The organism is Roseobacter sp. (assembly GCF_024639605.1).
Taxonomy (GTDB): domain Bacteria; phylum Pseudomonadota; class Alphaproteobacteria; order Rhodobacterales; family Rhodobacteraceae; genus Roseobacter.
Map to the genome: position 1 here is coordinate 1 of NZ_JAHEHZ010000030.1, position 15,946 is coordinate 15,946.

At 61.6% G+C, this 15,946-nt stretch carries 17 protein-coding genes and 1 tRNA gene; 10 read left to right on the top strand and 8 right to left on the bottom strand.

What is annotated here, in order from left to right:
• Positions 1-78 precede the first annotated feature (78 nt).
• The 5 genes from Q0M35_RS05965 to Q0M35_RS05985 all read right to left on the bottom strand — a co-directional run bounded on the left by Q0M35_RS05965 (position 79) and on the right by Q0M35_RS05985 (position 4,741).
• Positions 79-153: transfer RNA gene (locus Q0M35_RS05965), tRNA-Glu, on the bottom strand.
• 95 nt (positions 154-248) lie between these two features.
• Complete coding sequence (gene recJ / locus Q0M35_RS05970) at positions 249-1,988, bottom strand: single-stranded-DNA-specific exonuclease RecJ (RefSeq protein ID WP_295313305.1); 1,740 nt, start codon at positions 1,986-1,988, stop codon at positions 249-251.
• A 72-nt stretch (positions 1,989-2,060) separates the two neighbouring features.
• Complete coding sequence (glpX, locus tag Q0M35_RS05975) at positions 2,061-3,020, bottom strand: class II fructose-bisphosphatase (protein WP_295313306.1); 960 nt, start codon at positions 3,018-3,020, stop codon at positions 2,061-2,063.
• Positions 3,021-3,095: 75 nt separating this feature from the next.
• A complete protein-coding gene (locus Q0M35_RS05980) occupies positions 3,096-4,382 on the bottom strand; it encodes a homoserine dehydrogenase (RefSeq protein ID WP_295313307.1) in 1,287 nt (428 codons plus the stop codon).
• Between the two features lie 83 nt (positions 4,383-4,465).
• Positions 4,466-4,741 carry a hypothetical protein gene (locus Q0M35_RS05985; protein ID WP_295313308.1) on the bottom strand — a complete coding sequence of 92 codons (276 nt, stop codon included), beginning with the start codon at positions 4,739-4,741 and terminating at the stop codon, positions 4,466-4,468.
• 95 nt (positions 4,742-4,836) lie between these two features.
• On the opposite strand from Q0M35_RS05985, the gene Q0M35_RS05990 reads away from it, so the two are divergent.
• Entirely contained in the window at positions 4,837-5,418 is a 582-nt protein-coding gene (locus tag Q0M35_RS05990; RefSeq protein WP_295313309.1) for a TetR/AcrR family transcriptional regulator, read from the top strand.
• On the opposite strand, the gene Q0M35_RS05995 is transcribed toward Q0M35_RS05990, so the two are convergent.
• The gene (locus tag Q0M35_RS05995) at positions 5,415-6,326 is read right to left on the bottom strand and encodes a pirin family protein (protein ID WP_295313310.1); all 912 of its coding nucleotides are present in this window, start codon (positions 6,324-6,326) and stop codon (positions 5,415-5,417) included. The genes Q0M35_RS05990 and Q0M35_RS05995 overlap by 4 nt on opposite strands.
• Positions 6,327-6,747: 421 nt before the next feature.
• On the opposite strand from Q0M35_RS05995, the gene Q0M35_RS06000 reads away from it, so the two are divergent.
• Positions 6,748-7,692: an NAD(P)-dependent oxidoreductase gene (locus Q0M35_RS06000; RefSeq protein ID WP_295313311.1), complete on the top strand. Its 945-nt coding sequence runs from the start codon at positions 6,748-6,750 to the stop codon at positions 7,690-7,692.
• 75 nt (positions 7,693-7,767) lie between these two features.
• Here Q0M35_RS06000 and serS read toward each other — a convergent pair whose 3' ends face one another.
• Together serS and Q0M35_RS06010 are read right to left on the bottom strand one after the other, a co-directional pair.
• On the bottom strand, positions 7,768-9,057 hold the full coding sequence (gene serS, locus Q0M35_RS06005) for a serine--tRNA ligase (RefSeq protein WP_295313312.1): 1,290 nt from the start codon (positions 9,055-9,057) through the stop codon (positions 7,768-7,770).
• 110 nt (positions 9,058-9,167) lie between these two features.
• The gene (locus Q0M35_RS06010) at positions 9,168-9,908 is read right to left on the bottom strand and encodes a trypsin-like serine protease (protein WP_295313313.1); all 741 of its coding nucleotides are present in this window, start codon (positions 9,906-9,908) and stop codon (positions 9,168-9,170) included.
• 208 nt (positions 9,909-10,116) lie between these two features.
• Here Q0M35_RS06010 and yajC point away from each other — a divergent pair, with 208 nt between their 5' ends.
• The 8 genes from yajC to ccmB are packed head-to-tail and all read left to right on the top strand — an operon-like array spanning position 10,117 to position 15,932.
• Complete coding sequence (gene yajC / locus Q0M35_RS06015; protein ID WP_295313314.1) at positions 10,117-10,395, top strand: preprotein translocase subunit YajC; 279 nt, start codon at positions 10,117-10,119, stop codon at positions 10,393-10,395.
• A gap of 32 nt (positions 10,396-10,427) precedes the next feature.
• Complete coding sequence (gene secD, locus Q0M35_RS06020; RefSeq protein WP_295313315.1) at positions 10,428-12,089, top strand: protein translocase subunit SecD; 1,662 nt, start codon at positions 10,428-10,430, stop codon at positions 12,087-12,089.
• 1 nt (position 12,090) lies between these two features.
• Entirely contained in the window at positions 12,091-13,059 is a 969-nt protein-coding gene (gene secF / locus Q0M35_RS06025; protein ID WP_295313316.1) for a protein translocase subunit SecF, read from the top strand.
• The gene (locus tag Q0M35_RS06030) at positions 13,052-13,804 is read left to right on the top strand and encodes a sulfite exporter TauE/SafE family protein (RefSeq protein WP_295313317.1); all 753 of its coding nucleotides are present in this window, start codon (positions 13,052-13,054) and stop codon (positions 13,802-13,804) included. Before secF ends, Q0M35_RS06030 begins: the two co-directional genes overlap by 8 nt.
• A 16-nt stretch (positions 13,805-13,820) precedes the next feature.
• Positions 13,821-14,222: a nuclear transport factor 2 family protein gene (locus Q0M35_RS06035; protein ID WP_295313318.1), complete on the top strand. Its 402-nt coding sequence runs from the start codon at positions 13,821-13,823 to the stop codon at positions 14,220-14,222.
• A gap of 30 nt (positions 14,223-14,252) precedes the next feature.
• Positions 14,253-14,606: an Mth938-like domain-containing protein gene (locus Q0M35_RS06040; protein ID WP_295313319.1), complete on the top strand. Its 354-nt coding sequence runs from the start codon at positions 14,253-14,255 to the stop codon at positions 14,604-14,606.
• 55 nt (positions 14,607-14,661) lie between these two features.
• On the top strand, positions 14,662-15,279 hold the full coding sequence (gene ccmA, locus Q0M35_RS06045) for a heme ABC exporter ATP-binding protein CcmA (RefSeq protein WP_295313320.1): 618 nt from the start codon (positions 14,662-14,664) through the stop codon (positions 15,277-15,279).
• On the top strand, positions 15,276-15,932 hold the full coding sequence (gene ccmB / locus Q0M35_RS06050) for a heme exporter protein CcmB (protein ID WP_295313321.1): 657 nt from the start codon (positions 15,276-15,278) through the stop codon (positions 15,930-15,932). Before ccmA ends, ccmB begins: the two co-directional genes overlap by 4 nt.
• Positions 15,933-15,946: the final 14 nt, after the last annotated feature.

Below are 15,946 nucleotides of genomic sequence, written 5' to 3' on the forward strand. Positions count from 1 at the left end.
CCTATTGTACCCAAAATAATACCCAAAACTGGGGGTCATTATGAGGAAATTAAATGCTTTTAAGGGGTTAAGGTCGAGTGGCAGCCCGTAGGGGAATCGAACCCCTCTTTCCAGGTTGAAAACCTGGCGTCCTAACCGATAGACGAACGGGCCACTCTTCTCGTGAGCGGTTGATTAGGCAATCCACGCCACTGGCGCAAGCGGAAATTTCATCTGCTGCCGAGAAACTTTGCCGCAACCGCAGGCGGTCAGGCTGCGGCGGCATCTTCAAGGCGCAACTGCACTGACTGGCGCCCGCGCCATGTGTTTATGTCGAGCCGGCCTGCCAGATGAAAGCGCGCGCCACCGTGGTTTTCAAGCGCGGCACCGAGCGGTCCGTCATAAGCGCCAAATGCGATGCCCTCCATAACAGGGCCCGTCCCATCGCTGAAACTGATCTTCAGGTGACTCTCGCCCACCCGTTTTGCAAACCTGATCGCCATATTTGCAAATGCAAAACGCGGTGCTGCGGCGCCGGCACCAAAGGGGCCTGCGGTCTCGAGCGTCTCGACCAGTTCGACCTGAGCGGCCCCGGGCATCAACAGCCCGTCAAGACGCAGGTCGGATGCGCCGGCAAGATGTGAGCCCTGTTTTTCCAGCAGTTCGGTCAGACGCGCCATCGCAGGTTCGATCTGATCCGCCGCGACGGTCAGCCCGGCCGCCATTTTGTGCCCGCCACCACGCATCAGCAAACCTTCAGCGGCGAGCCGCTGGATGGGCTGCCCCAGATCAATGCCGGTGACTGAACGACCCGAACCTTTGCCGACCCCGTCTTCAATACCGATCACGATGCTGGGCCGTCCTGAGGCTTCTTTAAGTCGGGAGGCCACAATGCCGACCACACCGGGGTGCCAGCCGGCGCCGGCCGCCCAGACGAGTCCGTGATCAAACCCACGCGCCTGCGCCTGATCGAGGGCTGCGGCCCGCACCGCCGCCTCGATCTCGCGCCGCTCCGTGTTCAGATTATCAAGACGATCCGCAAGGGCTGCTGCCTCATGCGGATCGTCAGTTGCCAGCAGACGCGCGCCCAGATCGGCAGCGCCGATCCGCCCGCCCGCATTTACCCGCGGGCCCAGCAGAAAGCCCAGATGATACGCCGAAGGCCGCGTGTCCATGCGCGCCACATCCGCAAGGGCTGCAAGACCCGGACGCCGGCGCGCGGCCATAACGCGCAGACCCTGACGCACGAAGGCGCGGTTAACGCCTTTGAGCGGTGCCACATCAGCAACAGTCGCCAGCGCCACGAGATCCAGCATCTGCATCAGATCGGGGCCGGTTGTTCCGGCTTCCCGCAAAAGCCGCCCCATCTCGACCAGCAGCAGGAAGACAACGGCAGCTGCACAGAGATGCGAAAGTTCGCCGCTCTCATCCTGCCGGTTCGGGTTCACCACCGCCAGTGCAGCCGGCAGATCTTCGGCCCCGAGATGGTGGTCCAGGATCACTACATCGGCCCCCGCAGCGGCGGCGACAGGTCCGTGTGACAGTGTCCCGCAATCTACACAGATAATCAGATCGTGGCGTGCCGCCAGATCGCGCATTGCGTCATCATTGGGGCCGTACCCCTCGTCAATGCGGTCCGGCACATAAAGCGTGGCGGGCAGACCAAGCTCCCGCAACCAGACGATCAGCAGAGCAGCCGAACTGCCGCCATCGACGTCATAATCGGCAAAAATTGCGATGCGCTCTTTGCGCGTCACCGCCTGCATAACACGCGCAGCTGCCTTTTCCATGTCCCGCAGGCTGCGCGGATCGGGCAGCAGATCACGCAGGGCAGGGGCCATGAAGGCGCGCGCCTCACCAGCGGGAACCCCGCGCCGGGCCAGCACCTGACAGACGGCTTCCGCAAGCCCGGTCTGCTGCACCAGCGCCTCTGCCGCGCGCGCGACCTCCGGTGCAGGGCCCGTCCAGCGCCGGCCTGTCAGCGAGGCATCAACACCGAGAAAGCTCACCCAGACCATTCCTTATTCTGACCCGACATCCTGCTGCGGGTGTAACCCGGCGGCTGACCCCTGATGCGATGCTCAGACGGGTGTGCGGTAGTTCATGCGGCGCACGGATCCGGTTTTGGAGCGCATGATCAGTGTCTCTGTGGTCATCCAGCCGGGCTCGCGCCGTACGCCGGGCAGGATATTGCCCTCCGTCACGCCGGTGGCCGCGAAAATCACGTCCTGGGTGACCATATCATCGCGGGAATAGATCCGGTCGAAATCAGTCACGCCGGCCTTGGTCGCGCGGGCACGTTCATCGTCATTGCGAAAGAGAAGCCGGGTGTACATCTGACCGCCCATACATTTCAGCGCTGCCGCCGCCAGAACACCCTCAGGCGCGCCGCCCGCCCCCATATACATATCGATACCGGTAGAGGCGTCGGCACAATGCATTACCCCGGCCACATCGCCGTCGGTGATCAGCCGGATTGCAGCACCGGTGGCACGCACCTCAGCAATCATCTCGTCATGGCGCGGGCGCTCCAGAATACAGACCGTGATGTCCGACGGATCGCAGCCTTTCGCTGCAGCGAGGGCCGCGACGCGCTCGCCGGGGCTCATCTCCAGCGTCACCACGCCTGTCTCAAACCCTGGCCCGATCGCCAGCTTGTCCATATAAACATCGGGCGCATGCAACATCGAGCCGCGCGGCCCCATGGCAATTACCGTCAGCGCATTCGGCATATCCTTGGCGGTCAGCGTCGTCCCTTCCAGCGGATCGAGAGCGATGTCCACTCCGGGGCCGTTGCCGGTGCCAACCTCTTCACCGATGTAAAGCATCGGCGCTTCATCCCGCTCGCCCTCACCAATCACAACCACGCCTGCAATATCGAGCATATTGAGCTGCTCACGCATGGCATTGACCGCCGCCTGATCGGCTGCTTTTTCATCGCCCTGGCCTACAAGTCGCGCCGAGGCCAGTGCGGCGGCCTCCGAGACACGGGCAAGGCCCAGCGAGAGCATACGATCGTGAAATTCGGCGCGGGCGGGCATAATGATATCCTTTTCATGGAGGCGCGGAGGCCTGATCTTTTGTGTAACGGGCGCGGGAGCGGGGTTCAACTGCGCTCAGACATCCTCAATGCGCAGAGCCACGGGTGTGCCGGCCAGAACGCCGGTGCCTTCCATGGCGCCAAGCGCCTCGTTGAGGCTTGCCGGGGTCGTTTTATGGGTCACGATCAGCACCGGCGCCGAGGTATCCTCATGCCCGTACTGGCGCATCCGGTCAATTGACACGCCGGCCTCGCCCAGCACCTTGGCAATCCGCGCCAGCGCTCCGGGTTTATCCTCCAGCGACATGCGCAGATAATAGGGTGCCGGCAGCTGCGCACTGGCAGACACCGACGCGGTCAGCGTATCCGCCGGCACGCCGAAGACCGGGCCCCGGAGACCGCGCGCGATATCACAGACATCCGCAAGCACCGCACTGGCTGTCGGCCCTTCACCTGCACCCGGACCGCGCAGCACGATCTGCCCTACCGCGTCGCCTTCGATCAGCACCATATTGGTGCCTCCGTCCAGCTGCCCCAGCGGCGAGGTGTCGGGAACCAGGCAGGGCTGCATGCGCTGCTCAAGGCCACGGCCGGTCTTCTGCGCCACGCCAAGCAGCTTGATTTTGTAACCCATATCGGCAGCCGCATGGATATCTTCGATGCTGACCCGGTCGATACCTTCCAGTGCGATCCCGTCGAAATCCACCCGGGTGCCGAAGGCGATCGACGACAGAATGGCGAGCTTGTGAGCTGCGTCAATGCCGCCCACATCGAGCTGCGGATCGGCCTCGAGATAGCCCAGTCCGTCGGCCTCCGCAAAGACCTCTTCATAGCTCAGCCCTGCGGATTCCATGCGCGTCAGAATATAGTTGCACGATCCGTTCATGACCCCCATCACACGGGTGATGTCATTGCCGGCAAGCCCCTCGGTCAGCGCTTTGATCACCGGAATGCCTCCGGCGACAGCGGCTTCATAGCGCAAAGCCCGACCCGCCGCCTCGGCGGCCACGGCCAGCGCCTGCCCGTGAATGGCCAGCAGCGCCTTATTGGCGGTCACCACGTCTTTGCCAGCATCCAGTGCAGCCTCTGCGGCGTCTTTTGCGATGCCTTCATGCCCGCCGATCAGCTCGACAAAGACATCGACGTCGTCGCGGGTCGCAAGCGCCACGGCATCGGTCTCCCAGGGATAGGATGACAGCGACACACCGCGGTCTTTGTCAGGGTCGCGCGCACAGACGGCTGAAATAACGATCTCGCGGCCCGTACGCGCCTTCAGCATGGCCGCGTGCTGGCGGATGATACGCACCACGCCGATGCCGACCGTGCCCAGACCGGCAATTCCAAGACGAAGGGGCTGAGACATGCGCGGTGGTCCTCTGACGGTCGTTAAACGTTGAAACGCGATGTAGCCCGTTCACCGGGCCCGTGCAATCCACCGATTGGGGTTTACCGGACGGATGCCCCGAGCCGCGCGCGTTCACCCTGTGTCAGAACCGGCGGTCTGAGGCCCGCAGCCCGCGTGCGCAGTCCGGCTGCCCGTGCGTCGAGGGCGGCTGATGTTTCATCTTCTTCGCGCGCCTGTTCGAGCACGGCAGGAGAAAGAGCAATCAGGTCGGGATAATCCGCGGCTTCATCCGCCTCAGTGATGCCATCATCAATATCCGGAAGTTCGGCGCAGGCCAGCAGACAGGACATCGCAAAAAGAAGGACAAAGACACGCATCAGAAAGCTCCGGTCACCGCAGCTTTTGTGCCCGATCAGGCCTCGCCGCGCAAGAAAGGTTTGTTTCTGAACGGGCGTTCTTTTATTCTCTGACCATGGCACGCACCGCAGGATCACATTCGGAGGTTACCGGCCCACGAGTGCGTGCGGCAGCCCTCAGGCTGTTCGCTCAGTCAGGCTATGCTGCCGTATCAATGCGCAGCATCGCCGCTGAAGTGGGCGTGCAGGTGGGCGCGCTTTACAATTACACGCCGGACAAACAATCGCTGCTTTTTGATCTGATGCGCAGCCATCTGGAAGACCTGCTGGCGCGCGCGGGCACAGGTGAGGGGGATGCCGCAGACCGCCTTGCCGGTTTTGTCTCTTTCCACATCCGCTATCACCACGACCGTCAGGATGCAGTTTTCATCGCCTACATGGAGCTGCGCAACCTCAGCGAGGCAAATTTTCAGGTGATCGAGGGTCTGCGCCGGCGCTATGAAGATCTGCTCGAGGAAATTCTCGCCGCCGGGGTCGCAGAAGGGAGTTTTGGCATCGCCGACACGCGCATTGCGACGCGTGCCGTGATTGCGATGCTCACCGGCGTCAGCACCTGGTTCCGGGAAAGCGGGCGTCTGACGCTGAGCGACGTTGAGACGCAGTACCGTAAAATGGTGCTGAACGCCGTCCGTGTTTAATGCGCGGGCCGGATGAAGGTCCCGTTGTTAAGCTCGCGCATCGCCTGTTGAAGTTCTTCCTGCGTGTTCATGACAATCGGGCCGTGCCAGGCGACGGGCTCGTCAATCGGCGCACCTGAGATCAGCAGAAAGCGCACCCCTTCGGGACCGGCCTGCAGGGTGACTTCCTCGCCGGTGCCGAACCGGATCAGCGTCCGGTTGCCGGACAGATCGCGGATGTTGACCTCTTCGCCGCCGACTTCCTTCTCCAGCAGAACGCCCGACGGCGCGCTTGCATCCGCAAAGGCCGCAGCCCCTTCGAAAACATACGCAAAAGCACGACGGTAAGTGTCGATCTTAAACGTCTTTTTCTGACCGGCAGGCACGGAGATATCGAGATACTGCGGATCGGCTGCAATTCCGTCAACAGGCCCCGTTTTGCCCCAGAACTCACCAGTGATGACCTTTACCCGCGTGCCGTCATCGTCCGTGATGACCGGAATATCGGCCGATGTGACATCCTGATAGCGCGGTGCCGTCATCTTTTGTGACGAGGGCAGATTGCCCCAGAGCTGAAAGCCGTGCATCTGGCCGCGCGCATTACCATGCGGCATCTCCTGATGCAGGATGCCGGAACCGGCGGTCATCCACTGAACGTCACCGGCGCCGAGTGTGCCGACGTTGCCCAGCGAATCCCCGTGATCCACAGTACCCTCGAGCACATAAGTAATGGTTTCGATGCCGCGATGCGGGTGCCAGGGAAAGCCGCGTCTGAAATCTTCCGGCCGCTCGTTGCGAAAATCGTCAAAGAGCAGAAACGGGTCGAGTTCGGACGGGTCCTGAAACCCGAAAGCACGGTGCAGTTTCACGCCGGCGCCTTCCATCGTGGGAATGGCCTTGCGGGTTTCGAGCGTTGGTCTGAGTGACATGGGAAATGCTCCTTACTGGGTTGCACTGAACATAAGGGTGCGGGCGCGCACAACCAATACGAAGCATCGAACGCTGACTGTGCAACCTTGCACGGATCACGCCGCGCGCCGGTGGTAATCTGCTGTGCTGCACCACATGCAATGTCATGTGACAGGCACTTTCAAAGGGTCTTTGATGGCTGCGTTTATGCAATGACAGACCGGCGCGCCGGCTGAGGGGTGCGTTACGGGACCGGTCTCACCCCGTATCGTTTCAGCGAAAAACCCCGGGGGCTGGCTGGTAATCACAGGCGACCGGCTCCCCCCCCGGCACACCGGCATCGGGCCCGCGGGGTTTGTTCTGCCCTTATGGTCGCAAACGGGCGCGACGTGTCGCCTGGCGCGCTGAAAGGTGCAGGCAACTCAAATGAAGGGGACTTTCATGAGAACGGGATTTATCGGGCTGGGCAATGTCGGTGGCAAACTCGCGGGCTCTCTGATCCGCAACGGAATCAGTCTGATGGTACATGACCTCAATCCGGATTTCGTTGCCGCAAAGGTCGCCGGCGGGGCGGTCGACGGTGGCAGCCCGGCTGCAATGATGCAGGCCTGTGATGCGGTTATCACCTGTCTTCCCAGCCCGGCAGCCTCAGCTGCGGTGGTGGATGAAATGCTGCCCCATATGGGCCCGGGCAAGATCTGGATGGAAATGTCCACCACCGACGACGCCGAGGTAAAACGTCTCGGCGAGGCTGCGATTGCGCACGGTGCCGCAGCGGTCGACTGCCCGGTTTCCGGCGGATGCCACCGCGCGGATACCGGCAACATATCGATCTATGCCGGCTGTGATCGCGCAACGTTCGACCGCATCCTGCCGCTGCTCACACTGATGGGCCGGCGGATACTGCATACCGGTCCTCTGGGCACGGCGAGCGTCCTGAAGGTCATGACCAACTATCTGGCCACCGCCAACCTGCTGACACTTTGCGAGGCGCTTACAGTAATGAAAGCGGCCGGCATGGACCTTGCAACCACGTTTGAGGCAATCTCTGTCTCCTCGGGCACCTCTTTTGTGCATGAGACTGAAAGCCAGCTGATCCTGTCAGGCTCGCGCAACGTGAATTTCACCATGGATCTGGTGCAGAAAGACATCGGCCTGTTTCAGAAGCTCGCCGATCTGCATAATGTGCCGCTGGAAATCTCGCCGCTGATCATTGAGATGATGCGTGACGGGCAGCAACGCTTTGGTGAACGCGCGCAATCCGACCGGATGATCGAGCGGCTGGAAGAGGCCACGGGCCTCGAGATCCGCGCGCCCGGTTTTCCGCTCGAACTGATCGATACAGAGCCCGAAGAGCGCGGCTACGAAGTCAAGCCGCTGCACTGAGCCCTGCCGGTCGCGACACCATGGTGTCCGGGGCCATGCGCCGGATCAGGATAGGAATGCGCCAAAGGCGCGCCTTCAGATCAGTTCGCCGGCAGCGCTCAGCGTGGTTTTGCCGCCCAGATAGCCGCTCAGAACCTCTGGCAGCGCAACCGATCCGTCTTCGCGCTGGCCGTTCTCCAGCACTGCAATCAGACAGCGACCCACAGCAAGCCCCGAGCCGTTGAGCGTATGCACGAACTGTGGCTTGCCCCCTGCGGGCCGGAAACGCGCGTTCATACGCCGGGCCTGAAAATCGCCGGTGGTGGAAACCGATGAGATCTCACGGTAGGCATTCTGTCCCGGCAGCCAGGCTTCGATATCATAGGTGCGCCGCGCGCCGAACCCCATGTCGCCGGTGCACAAAAGCACCGTGCGGTAGGCGATGCCCAGCCGTTCCAGAATATCCTCGGCACAGCGCAGCATGCGCTGCTGTTCGTCGTCTGACGCATCAGGGTGCGTGACAGAAACCATTTCAACCTTTTCGAACTGGTGCTGTCGCAACATGCCGGCTGTATCGCGGCCCGCGCTGCCGGCTTCCGACCGGAAGCACAGGGTATGCGCGGTCAGCCGCCGCGGCAGGTCGCTCTCATCAAGGATCTGCCCGGCCACCGTATAGGTCAGCGGAATTTCCGACGTGGACACCAGCCACCACCCGTTCGTGGTCTGATAGCTATCTTCAGCGAACTTCGGCAGTTTGTCGGTGCCGTACATCGCCTCGTCCCGCACCAGCACAGGGCTGTTCACTTCGGTCAGCCCGTTCTCGTCCACATGGGTGTCGATCATGAACTGCGCCAGCGCCCGGTGAATGCGCGCCACAGCACCGGTGAGCATGACGAACCGCGCGCCGGATGTACGCGCGGCCGTCTCAAAATCCATCGACGGTGCAACACCTGCAATCTCGAAATGCTCCTTCGGAGTAAATCCGAAAGACGGCTGATCGCCCCAGCGCCGGACTTCGACATTATAATTTTCATCAGCGCCTTCAGGCACATCATCGGCGGGGATATTCGCAATCCACGAGAGCTTTTCGGTGAGTTCTGTGTCGAGATCAGCAGCTTCGGCCTGCATGGCGGAGACTTCGGCCTTTTTCTCGCCCACCAGCGCGCGCAGCCGTTCAAATTCAGCCTCATCACCCGATGCCTTTGCTGCACCGACAAGTTTCGAGGCTTTGTTCTGGTCGGCCTGAGCCTTTTCAGCGGCAGAAATCTTTTCGCGCCGTGCCTGATCCAGCGCCAGAATCTCAGACGACAAAGGCGCGTCTCCACGGCGTGCAAGGGCTGCGTCGAAAGCCTCCGGGGCCTCGCGGATGGCGCGGATATCGTGCATGGGTCTCGTCCTCAGATCTGAATCGTTCCTGCTCCGCTTATGACCGATCTTTCGACAGACCGTAACCTGCAGTTTTCATGCAGGGTGTTGGCGGGGCAGGGCGTCGTGGTTCAGTCTGCGCCCTCTGTGCGGCGGGTCTGCCGGTCACGGGCTTTGTACACCTGGCGCAGCAGCCACTGGTTCACAGGTGCGGCGATCGCGCGCCCGTCATTATCGCTGCGCGCCACTATAACACCGGCCAGCGCCCAGCCTTCCTCGTTCTCAACCAGAACCGCACCGCCGGAATTGCCGGCCACCACGGTGCATCCGGATACAAAAACGCTTTCGATCGCATCGCTGATCAGAGGGCAGTCAAAACGCCCGCGCAGCACGTCGTCGCGTTCGTTGTACCCCAACAGGGCCACCCTGCGCGGCGCCGGCGTACTTCCCGGGCGATAGACCTGTATCGGGGTGACCTTGCCGCCTTTCACCAGCCGTCCCAGATGCACCACCGCCAGATCATAGCGAAACCTGTCTGACCCGCTGGCCCTTTCCCAGAGAGGATGGCGGATCACGGTGGTCGAGCGGCTGTTTGCGACGTTGCGGGTACCGTTGCGTCCGGCGAAAAAGTGCATTTTTCCGGGAAACCCGGTGGCGAGCACCGTGCAGTGTGCGGCCGTTACGATCATGTCAGGGGCGACAAGTGTGGCCGTACACGCCGAGTAAGCGCCGATGCCCTGCGTGCGCAGCGCGCCCACAGCCGTCCAGGCCTTGCGGTCTTCCGCACTGACCGGATCAAGCCCCTGCGCCACGGCAGACTGCAGGCCGGCAGACAGAATGACCGTCAGGAATAATACCACAAACCTGCGCACGTGTTACGCCCCTTCTGACTGCCGCGATGTCTATTGTGCCGCCAAATCCGGAGCCTGCCAAGCGTTGACGGGCGGGCGTCTGAGATATGTTTGCCAATGCGCGCACACGCTGGCTTGCAAAGCGGTCATTCAGCCCATAGGTTCCGGCAGAATTTCGTGCGTGCCCCGGGGGGCCGCGTGCGACCTGTCATCAGAGGACCTGACCACCATGGAAGCATTCGCCCAGTTTGTACCGCTGATCCTGATCTTTGCGATCATGTATTTTCTGCTCATCCGCCCGCAGCAGAAGAAGGTAAAAGAGCATCAGGCTATGGTGGCGGCTCTGCGCCGCGGCGATCAGGTCGTGACCCAGGGCGGGATCGTCGGCAAGGTTGCCAAAGTCAAAGATGACGGCGAACTGGAGCTTGAGATCGCCGATGGTATCAAAGTCCGCGTCATTCAGTCCACGATTGCTACCGTGATTTCCAAAACAGAACCGGCGAAGTAAAACGCCGGCCAACCTCTCTGAAAGGCATCTGAATGCTTCAGGTTAACCTGTGGAAGCGCATTCTTATCGTGCTGACCTGCGTTGCCGGTCTGTGGATGGCGATGCCCAATCTCTTCTACACTCCCGTCGAGCAGCACAATGATGCGGTTGCGGCCATCGAACTGGGTGCCGATACGCCTGAAAACCAGGCCGCGCGCGGGCAGTGGCCTGACTGGCTGCCGTCCGGGCTGGTCAATCTCGGGCTTGATCTGCGGGGCGGGGCGCATCTGCTGGCCGAGGTTAAGGTCGAGGACGTTTACGCTGCGCGTATGCAGGCCTTCTGGCCGGAAATCCGCGATGCGCTGCGCGATGAACGTACGACCGTGGGCACCGTGCGGCTGCAACCCTCGGCTGTTGATGAGGTGCGCGTGCGGATCTCTCAGCCTGACGGCATGGAGCGCGCGCTTGAGGTTGTCCGCGCCCTTGCCACGCCCATCCCGACCCTGACAGGGGTTGCGACCAACGATATTGAGGCCCGCGCCGAAGATGATGTCATCATCGTCACGCTGACGGACGCCGAAAAGACTGCGTCCAATGAACGCACTCTGCAGCAAAGCCTCGAGATTATCCGCCGCCGCATCGACGAGGTCGGCACGCGCGAGCCGACCATTCAGCGACAGGGCACCGACCGGATCCTCATTCAGGTGCCGGGCATCGGCTCTGCCGCAGAGCTCAAAGAGATCATCGGCACCACGGCGCAGCTTACCTTTAACCCGGTTGTGACCCGCGGAACGGATGAAACAGCAAACCCCGGGATCGGGAACATTCTGGTCCCGTCCATCGACGAGCCGGGGACGTTCTACACACTTGAAGCGGCGCCTGTGGTCACCGGCGAAGAGCTGGTCGATGCGCAGCCCTCTTTCGATCAGAACGGCCGCCCGGCAGTCAGCTTCCGGTTTAACACGACCGGTGCACGCAAATTCGGCGATTACACGGCCGAGAACATCGGCTCACCTTTCGCCATCGTGCTGGACGACGAGGTCATCAGCGCACCCACGATCCAGAGCCACATCCCCGGCGGATCAGGCATCATCACCGGGCGCTTCTCGGTCGAGGAATCGACCAATCTGGCGGTCTTGCTCAGGGCAGGGGCGCTGCCGGCGGGTCTCGAATTTCTCGAAGAACGCACCATCGGTCCCGAACTGGGCCAGGACAGCATCGATGCGGGCAAGGTCGCGACCATCGTCGCTTTCTGCGCCGTGCTGGTCTTTATGTTCCTCAGCTATGGTCTTTTCGGCATTTTCGCCAACGTCGCACTGATCATCAACATTGGCCTTATTTTTGGCCTGCTGAGTGTCATCGGAGGCACGCTGACCCTGCCTGGCATCGCAGGTATCGTCCTGACGGTTGGTATGGCTGTGGACGCCAACGTCCTGATTTTCGAGCGGATCCGCGAGGAGCTGAAAACCTCCAAAGGCCCGGCCCGCGCCATCGAGCTTGGCTATGAAAAGGCGCTTTCGGCCATTCTGGACGCGAATATCACCACTTTCATCACTGCAACGATCCTCTTTGCGATGGGCTCCGGCCCGGTCCGTGGCTTTGCGATCACGCTGGGTCTGGGGATTCTGACATCGGTCTTCACGGCGATCTTCGTCACGCGTCTCTTTATTGTCATCTGGTTCGAGCGCAAGCGCCCGAAAACAATCGAGGTCTGATATGCGTCTGCGCCTGGTCAAACAGAATACGAACTTCGATTTCTTCAGCCGCTGGAAGCTCTGGCTGGGCATCTCTGCGGTTATGATGGTGGTGGCCTTTGCGTCCTTCATGATCCAGGGGCTGAACTTCGGCATCGATTTCCGCGGCGGGACGACAATCCGGACCGAAAGCCCGCTGGTCGTCGATATCGGTGAGTACCGCGAGGCGATCGATACGCTGGGCCTTGGCGATGTTTCGATTACTGAAGTTTTCGATCCGACCTTTGAGGACGACCAGAACGTCGCGATGATCCGTATCCAGGCGCAGGACGGCCAGGAGGCAGTCACGTCTCAGGTGATCGCAGATGTACAGGCGGCATTGCGCACCGTGCGGCCGGATATTCAGTTCATCTCAGTCGAATCAGTGGGCCCCAAGGTGTCAGGCGAGCTCATTCAGACGGCGGTCATCGCTGTGGTGCTCGCCATCGGCGCGGTGCTTATCTACATCTGGCTGCGCTTTGAGTGGCAGTTTGCTGTAGGCGCGGTGCTGGCACTTGTGCACGACGTAATCCTGACAATCGGGGTCTTCTCCGAGCTTCAGATCCGCTTTGATCTGGCGATTATCGCGGCCCTGCTGACCATCGTGGGTTACTCACTGAACGACACCGTGGTGGTCTTTGACAGGGTGCGGGAGAACCTGCGCAAGTATAAGAAAAAGCCCCTGTCCGAGGTGCTGAACATTTCGATCAATGAAACGCTGAGCCGGACATTCATGACCTCCGTGACCACGCTGCTGGCGCTGATCGCACTCTTCGTGCTCGGCGGAGACGTGATACGCGGCTTTGTTTTCGCGATGATCTGGGGCGTGATCGTCGGCACCTATTCTTCGATCTTCGTGGCATCCGCGGTGCTGCTTTATCTCGGCGTCAAACGCGACTGGTCCAAACCCGATGCCAATGCGGGTAACCAGTTTGCCAACATAGATGCCTGAGGCGCTTCAGGCGGTTTTTGCAACAGAGGGACTGATCTGGCTGTTATGCGGCGTTGTCGCAGCGGGGCTGGTGCGCGGCTTTGCGGGCTTTGGCAGCGGCATGATCATCATGGCCACCGCCTCTTCGGTGCTGGAGCCTGTCGCTGCGGTGATTTTTATGATGATGGCCGAACTGATCGGCCCGTTGCCCAATCTGCGGGCGGCCTGGCGCGACGGCGCACCCCGTGATGTGGGCCGGCTGATGATCGGGGCCACACTCGCGGTACCGCCCGGCATCTGGCTGCTGGCAAATTTCTCGGGTGAGGCCTTTGGCTGGGTCGTCTCGGTCACCATTCTGATCCTGCTGGTGCTGCTGATGAGCGGTTGGCGCTACAAAGGCGTTCTGACGCCCGCGCTGACCGTCGGTACCGGGGCGCTCGGGGGGTTCATGTGCGGTTTTGCAGGCATCCCCGGGCCACCGGTAATCATGCTTTATATGTCGAGCCGCCTGCCAATCTCGGTTATCCGCGCCAATTTCCTGCTCTACCTGCTGGCGATTGATGTCGTCATGATTGCTGTCTTCCAGGGCAGCGGGCTCTTTATCTGGGAGGTGGCCGTGCTCGGGCTTTTTGCCGGCATCCCCAATCTCATTGCCAATATTGCAGGGGCGCGGCTGTTTGACCCGAATGCCGAAGGCGTGTTCCGCACCGTGGCCTATATCGTGATCGCGGCATCGGCTATACTCGGCCTGCCGGTCTGGAATTAGAACCGAAGGTGTGTGCATGACAGTTCAGTCAGAGATCAAAAACCTGATCAGCCGCTATCTGAAAGCCTGGAATGCACGCGATTTCCATGGCATGGTGACCCTGTTTACTGAACCTGCGACATATGTGATTGCCGGCGGGACGCTGCATCTGGCGGATCATGCAGCGCTGAGCGCAAAGCTCAAAGAGCAGTTCGCCGCCCTTGAAGCCGATGGGTTCAGTCATACCGAAATCCGCGACATAACCGTTCGAGGCTGCACCGACACGTCCGCCATCGCCGAACTGCACGACGTGACACGCCTGCGCGCGGACGGCACAGCCCTTGACGTGATCGATGCGGTTTATATCTGCATATTGCAGGATGGCCGGTGGAAACTGAGCATCGCAATGGCCTGCACTCCGGGCCGGGACAGCGCCTGACCTTTAACTGAACGCGGGGAGATCCATGCCATGCGGCTCAACGAGATTACATTCACAGATGCCAAACCCGTCGAAGGCTATGGTCCGGGATTTTTCCGAATTGGCGGTGAGGTGTTTCAGGGCCCGGTGATCACAGGTCCCTCCGGCAGCACTGCATGGGCCGGCTATGACGATGCCGACGCTCTGCTGGACTATGCCGGTCATGTCGACGTTCTTTTTGTCGGTACCGGTGCAGAGATTGCCCATATGCCCGCACCACTCCGCACCAGGCTGGAAGATGCCGGGCTGGGCGTCGACGTTATGGCCTCACCCACTGCCTGTCGCACCTATAATGTGCTCCTGAGCGAGGGCCGTCGGATCGCGCTGGCGCTGTTGCCCGTCTGAGCGAGCGAAAGAACGCACTTTTTTGCACCGCTGCAATCGGTTAACCCTGCAGGTGATGGTTCTGACAGTGCATGATCTCTCAGTCGCCCGCGGCGGCGTTCCGGTTCTGACCGGTCTTTCCTTTGATGTTGAGGCTGGCTGCGCGCTGATCCTGCGCGGGCCGAACGGGGCGGGCAAGACCACACTGCTGCGCACGCTGGCGGGCCTGCAGCCACCGCTCAGCGGTGAGATCGCCGGGGCTGAGGATCAGGTGGCCTATGCGGCCCACTCTGACGGGTTGAAATCCATGCTCACCGTGCGCGAGAACCTGACCTTCTGGGCGGCGGTGTTCGGCCAGCGCGACATCACGCCTGCGATGACCGCCTTTAACCTCGAAGACCTCGAAGAGAGGCTGGCAGGTACGCTTTCCGCAGGCCAGAAAAGGCGCCTGGGCCTCGCAAGGCTCCTCGTGACAGGACGCCCGGTCTGGATCCTCGATGAGCCGACAGTATCGCTGGACCAGGATGCCGTGCGGCTTTTTGAAACGGCTGTTACTGCACATCTTGCCGGCGGCGGATCGGTCATCATGGCCACCCACATCGCACCGGGCATCGACGCGCAGGTGCTCGACATCAGCCCCTGGCGCGCCACCGCCGCGACCCGTGCGGGTGCCAGCGACGAGGCCTTCCTGTGAAGGCGCTGCTTCTGCGCGATCTGATGCTCGCGTTCAGGGCAGGGGGCGGCTTTGGACTCGGCCTTGCGTTTTTCCTGATCGTGACCGTGCTTGTGCCGTTCAGCGTCGGACCGCAATCCGATCTGCTGGCCCGCATCGCGCCCGGGGTCCTGTGGCTCGGTGCGCTTCTGGCGTGCCTTTTGTCCCTCGACCGCCTGCTGGCGCTGGATCTGGAAGACGGCTCGCTTGACCTGCTCGCCACCTCGCCGCTGCCGCTGGAAGCTGCGCTCAGCATCAAGGCGCTGGCCCACTGGCTGACCACCGGTCTTCCACTGGTGCTGGCTGCACCGCTCTTTGGCGTGCTGCTGAACCTGCCCGGGCCCGGGTACATCTGGCTGGTTATTTCGCTGGCGCTCGGCACCCCGGCGCTCTCGGTTATCGGCACCTTCGGGGCGGCCCTAACGGTGGGCATCAAACGTGGCGGTCTGCTGCTGTCGCTGCTGGTGCTGCCGCTTTATGTGCCCACGCTTATCTTCGGCGCCGAAACGGCCCGGCGGGGGGCTGCGGGCATGGACACCTCCACACCGGCGCTGATGCTTGCCGGGATCACGCTTGCGGTGATCGCTGTTATGCCCTTCGCCTCGGCGGCGGCGCTGCGGGTAAACCTGCGGTGAGCGTGGCGTTTTGC

What these genes read in the sequence shown, in the direction of transcription:
- glpX (WP_295313306.1), bottom strand. Translation starts at nt 3,020, where the DNA reads ATGCCCGCCCGCGCCGAATTTCACGATCGTATGCTCTCGCTGGGCCTT.
- Q0M35_RS05980 (WP_295313307.1), bottom strand. Translation starts at nt 4,382, where the DNA reads ATGTCTCAGCCCCTTCGTCTTGGAATTGCCGGTCTGGGCACGGTCGGC.
- Q0M35_RS05985 (WP_295313308.1), bottom strand. Translation starts at nt 4,741, where the DNA reads ATGCGTGTCTTTGTCCTTCTTTTTGCGATGTCCTGTCTGCTGGCCTGC.
- Q0M35_RS05990 (WP_295313309.1), top strand. Translation starts at nt 4,837, where the DNA reads ATGGCACGCACCGCAGGATCACATTCGGAGGTTACCGGCCCACGAGTG.
- Q0M35_RS05995 (WP_295313310.1), bottom strand. Translation starts at nt 6,326, where the DNA reads ATGTCACTCAGACCAACGCTCGAAACCCGCAAGGCCATTCCCACGATG.
- Q0M35_RS06000 (WP_295313311.1), top strand. Translation starts at nt 6,748, where the DNA reads ATGAGAACGGGATTTATCGGGCTGGGCAATGTCGGTGGCAAACTCGCG.
- serS (WP_295313312.1), bottom strand. Translation starts at nt 9,057, where the DNA reads ATGCACGATATCCGCGCCATCCGCGAGGCCCCGGAGGCTTTCGACGCA.
- yajC (WP_295313314.1), top strand. Translation starts at nt 10,117, where the DNA reads ATGGAAGCATTCGCCCAGTTTGTACCGCTGATCCTGATCTTTGCGATC.
- secD (WP_295313315.1), top strand. Translation starts at nt 10,428, where the DNA reads ATGCTTCAGGTTAACCTGTGGAAGCGCATTCTTATCGTGCTGACCTGC.
- secF (WP_295313316.1), top strand. Translation starts at nt 12,091, where the DNA reads ATGCGTCTGCGCCTGGTCAAACAGAATACGAACTTCGATTTCTTCAGC.
- Q0M35_RS06030 (WP_295313317.1), top strand. Translation starts at nt 13,052, where the DNA reads ATGCCTGAGGCGCTTCAGGCGGTTTTTGCAACAGAGGGACTGATCTGG.
- Q0M35_RS06035 (WP_295313318.1), top strand. Translation starts at nt 13,821, where the DNA reads ATGACAGTTCAGTCAGAGATCAAAAACCTGATCAGCCGCTATCTGAAA.
- Q0M35_RS06040 (WP_295313319.1), top strand. Translation starts at nt 14,253, where the DNA reads ATGCGGCTCAACGAGATTACATTCACAGATGCCAAACCCGTCGAAGGC.
- ccmA (WP_295313320.1), top strand. Translation starts at nt 14,662, where the DNA reads ATGGTTCTGACAGTGCATGATCTCTCAGTCGCCCGCGGCGGCGTTCCG.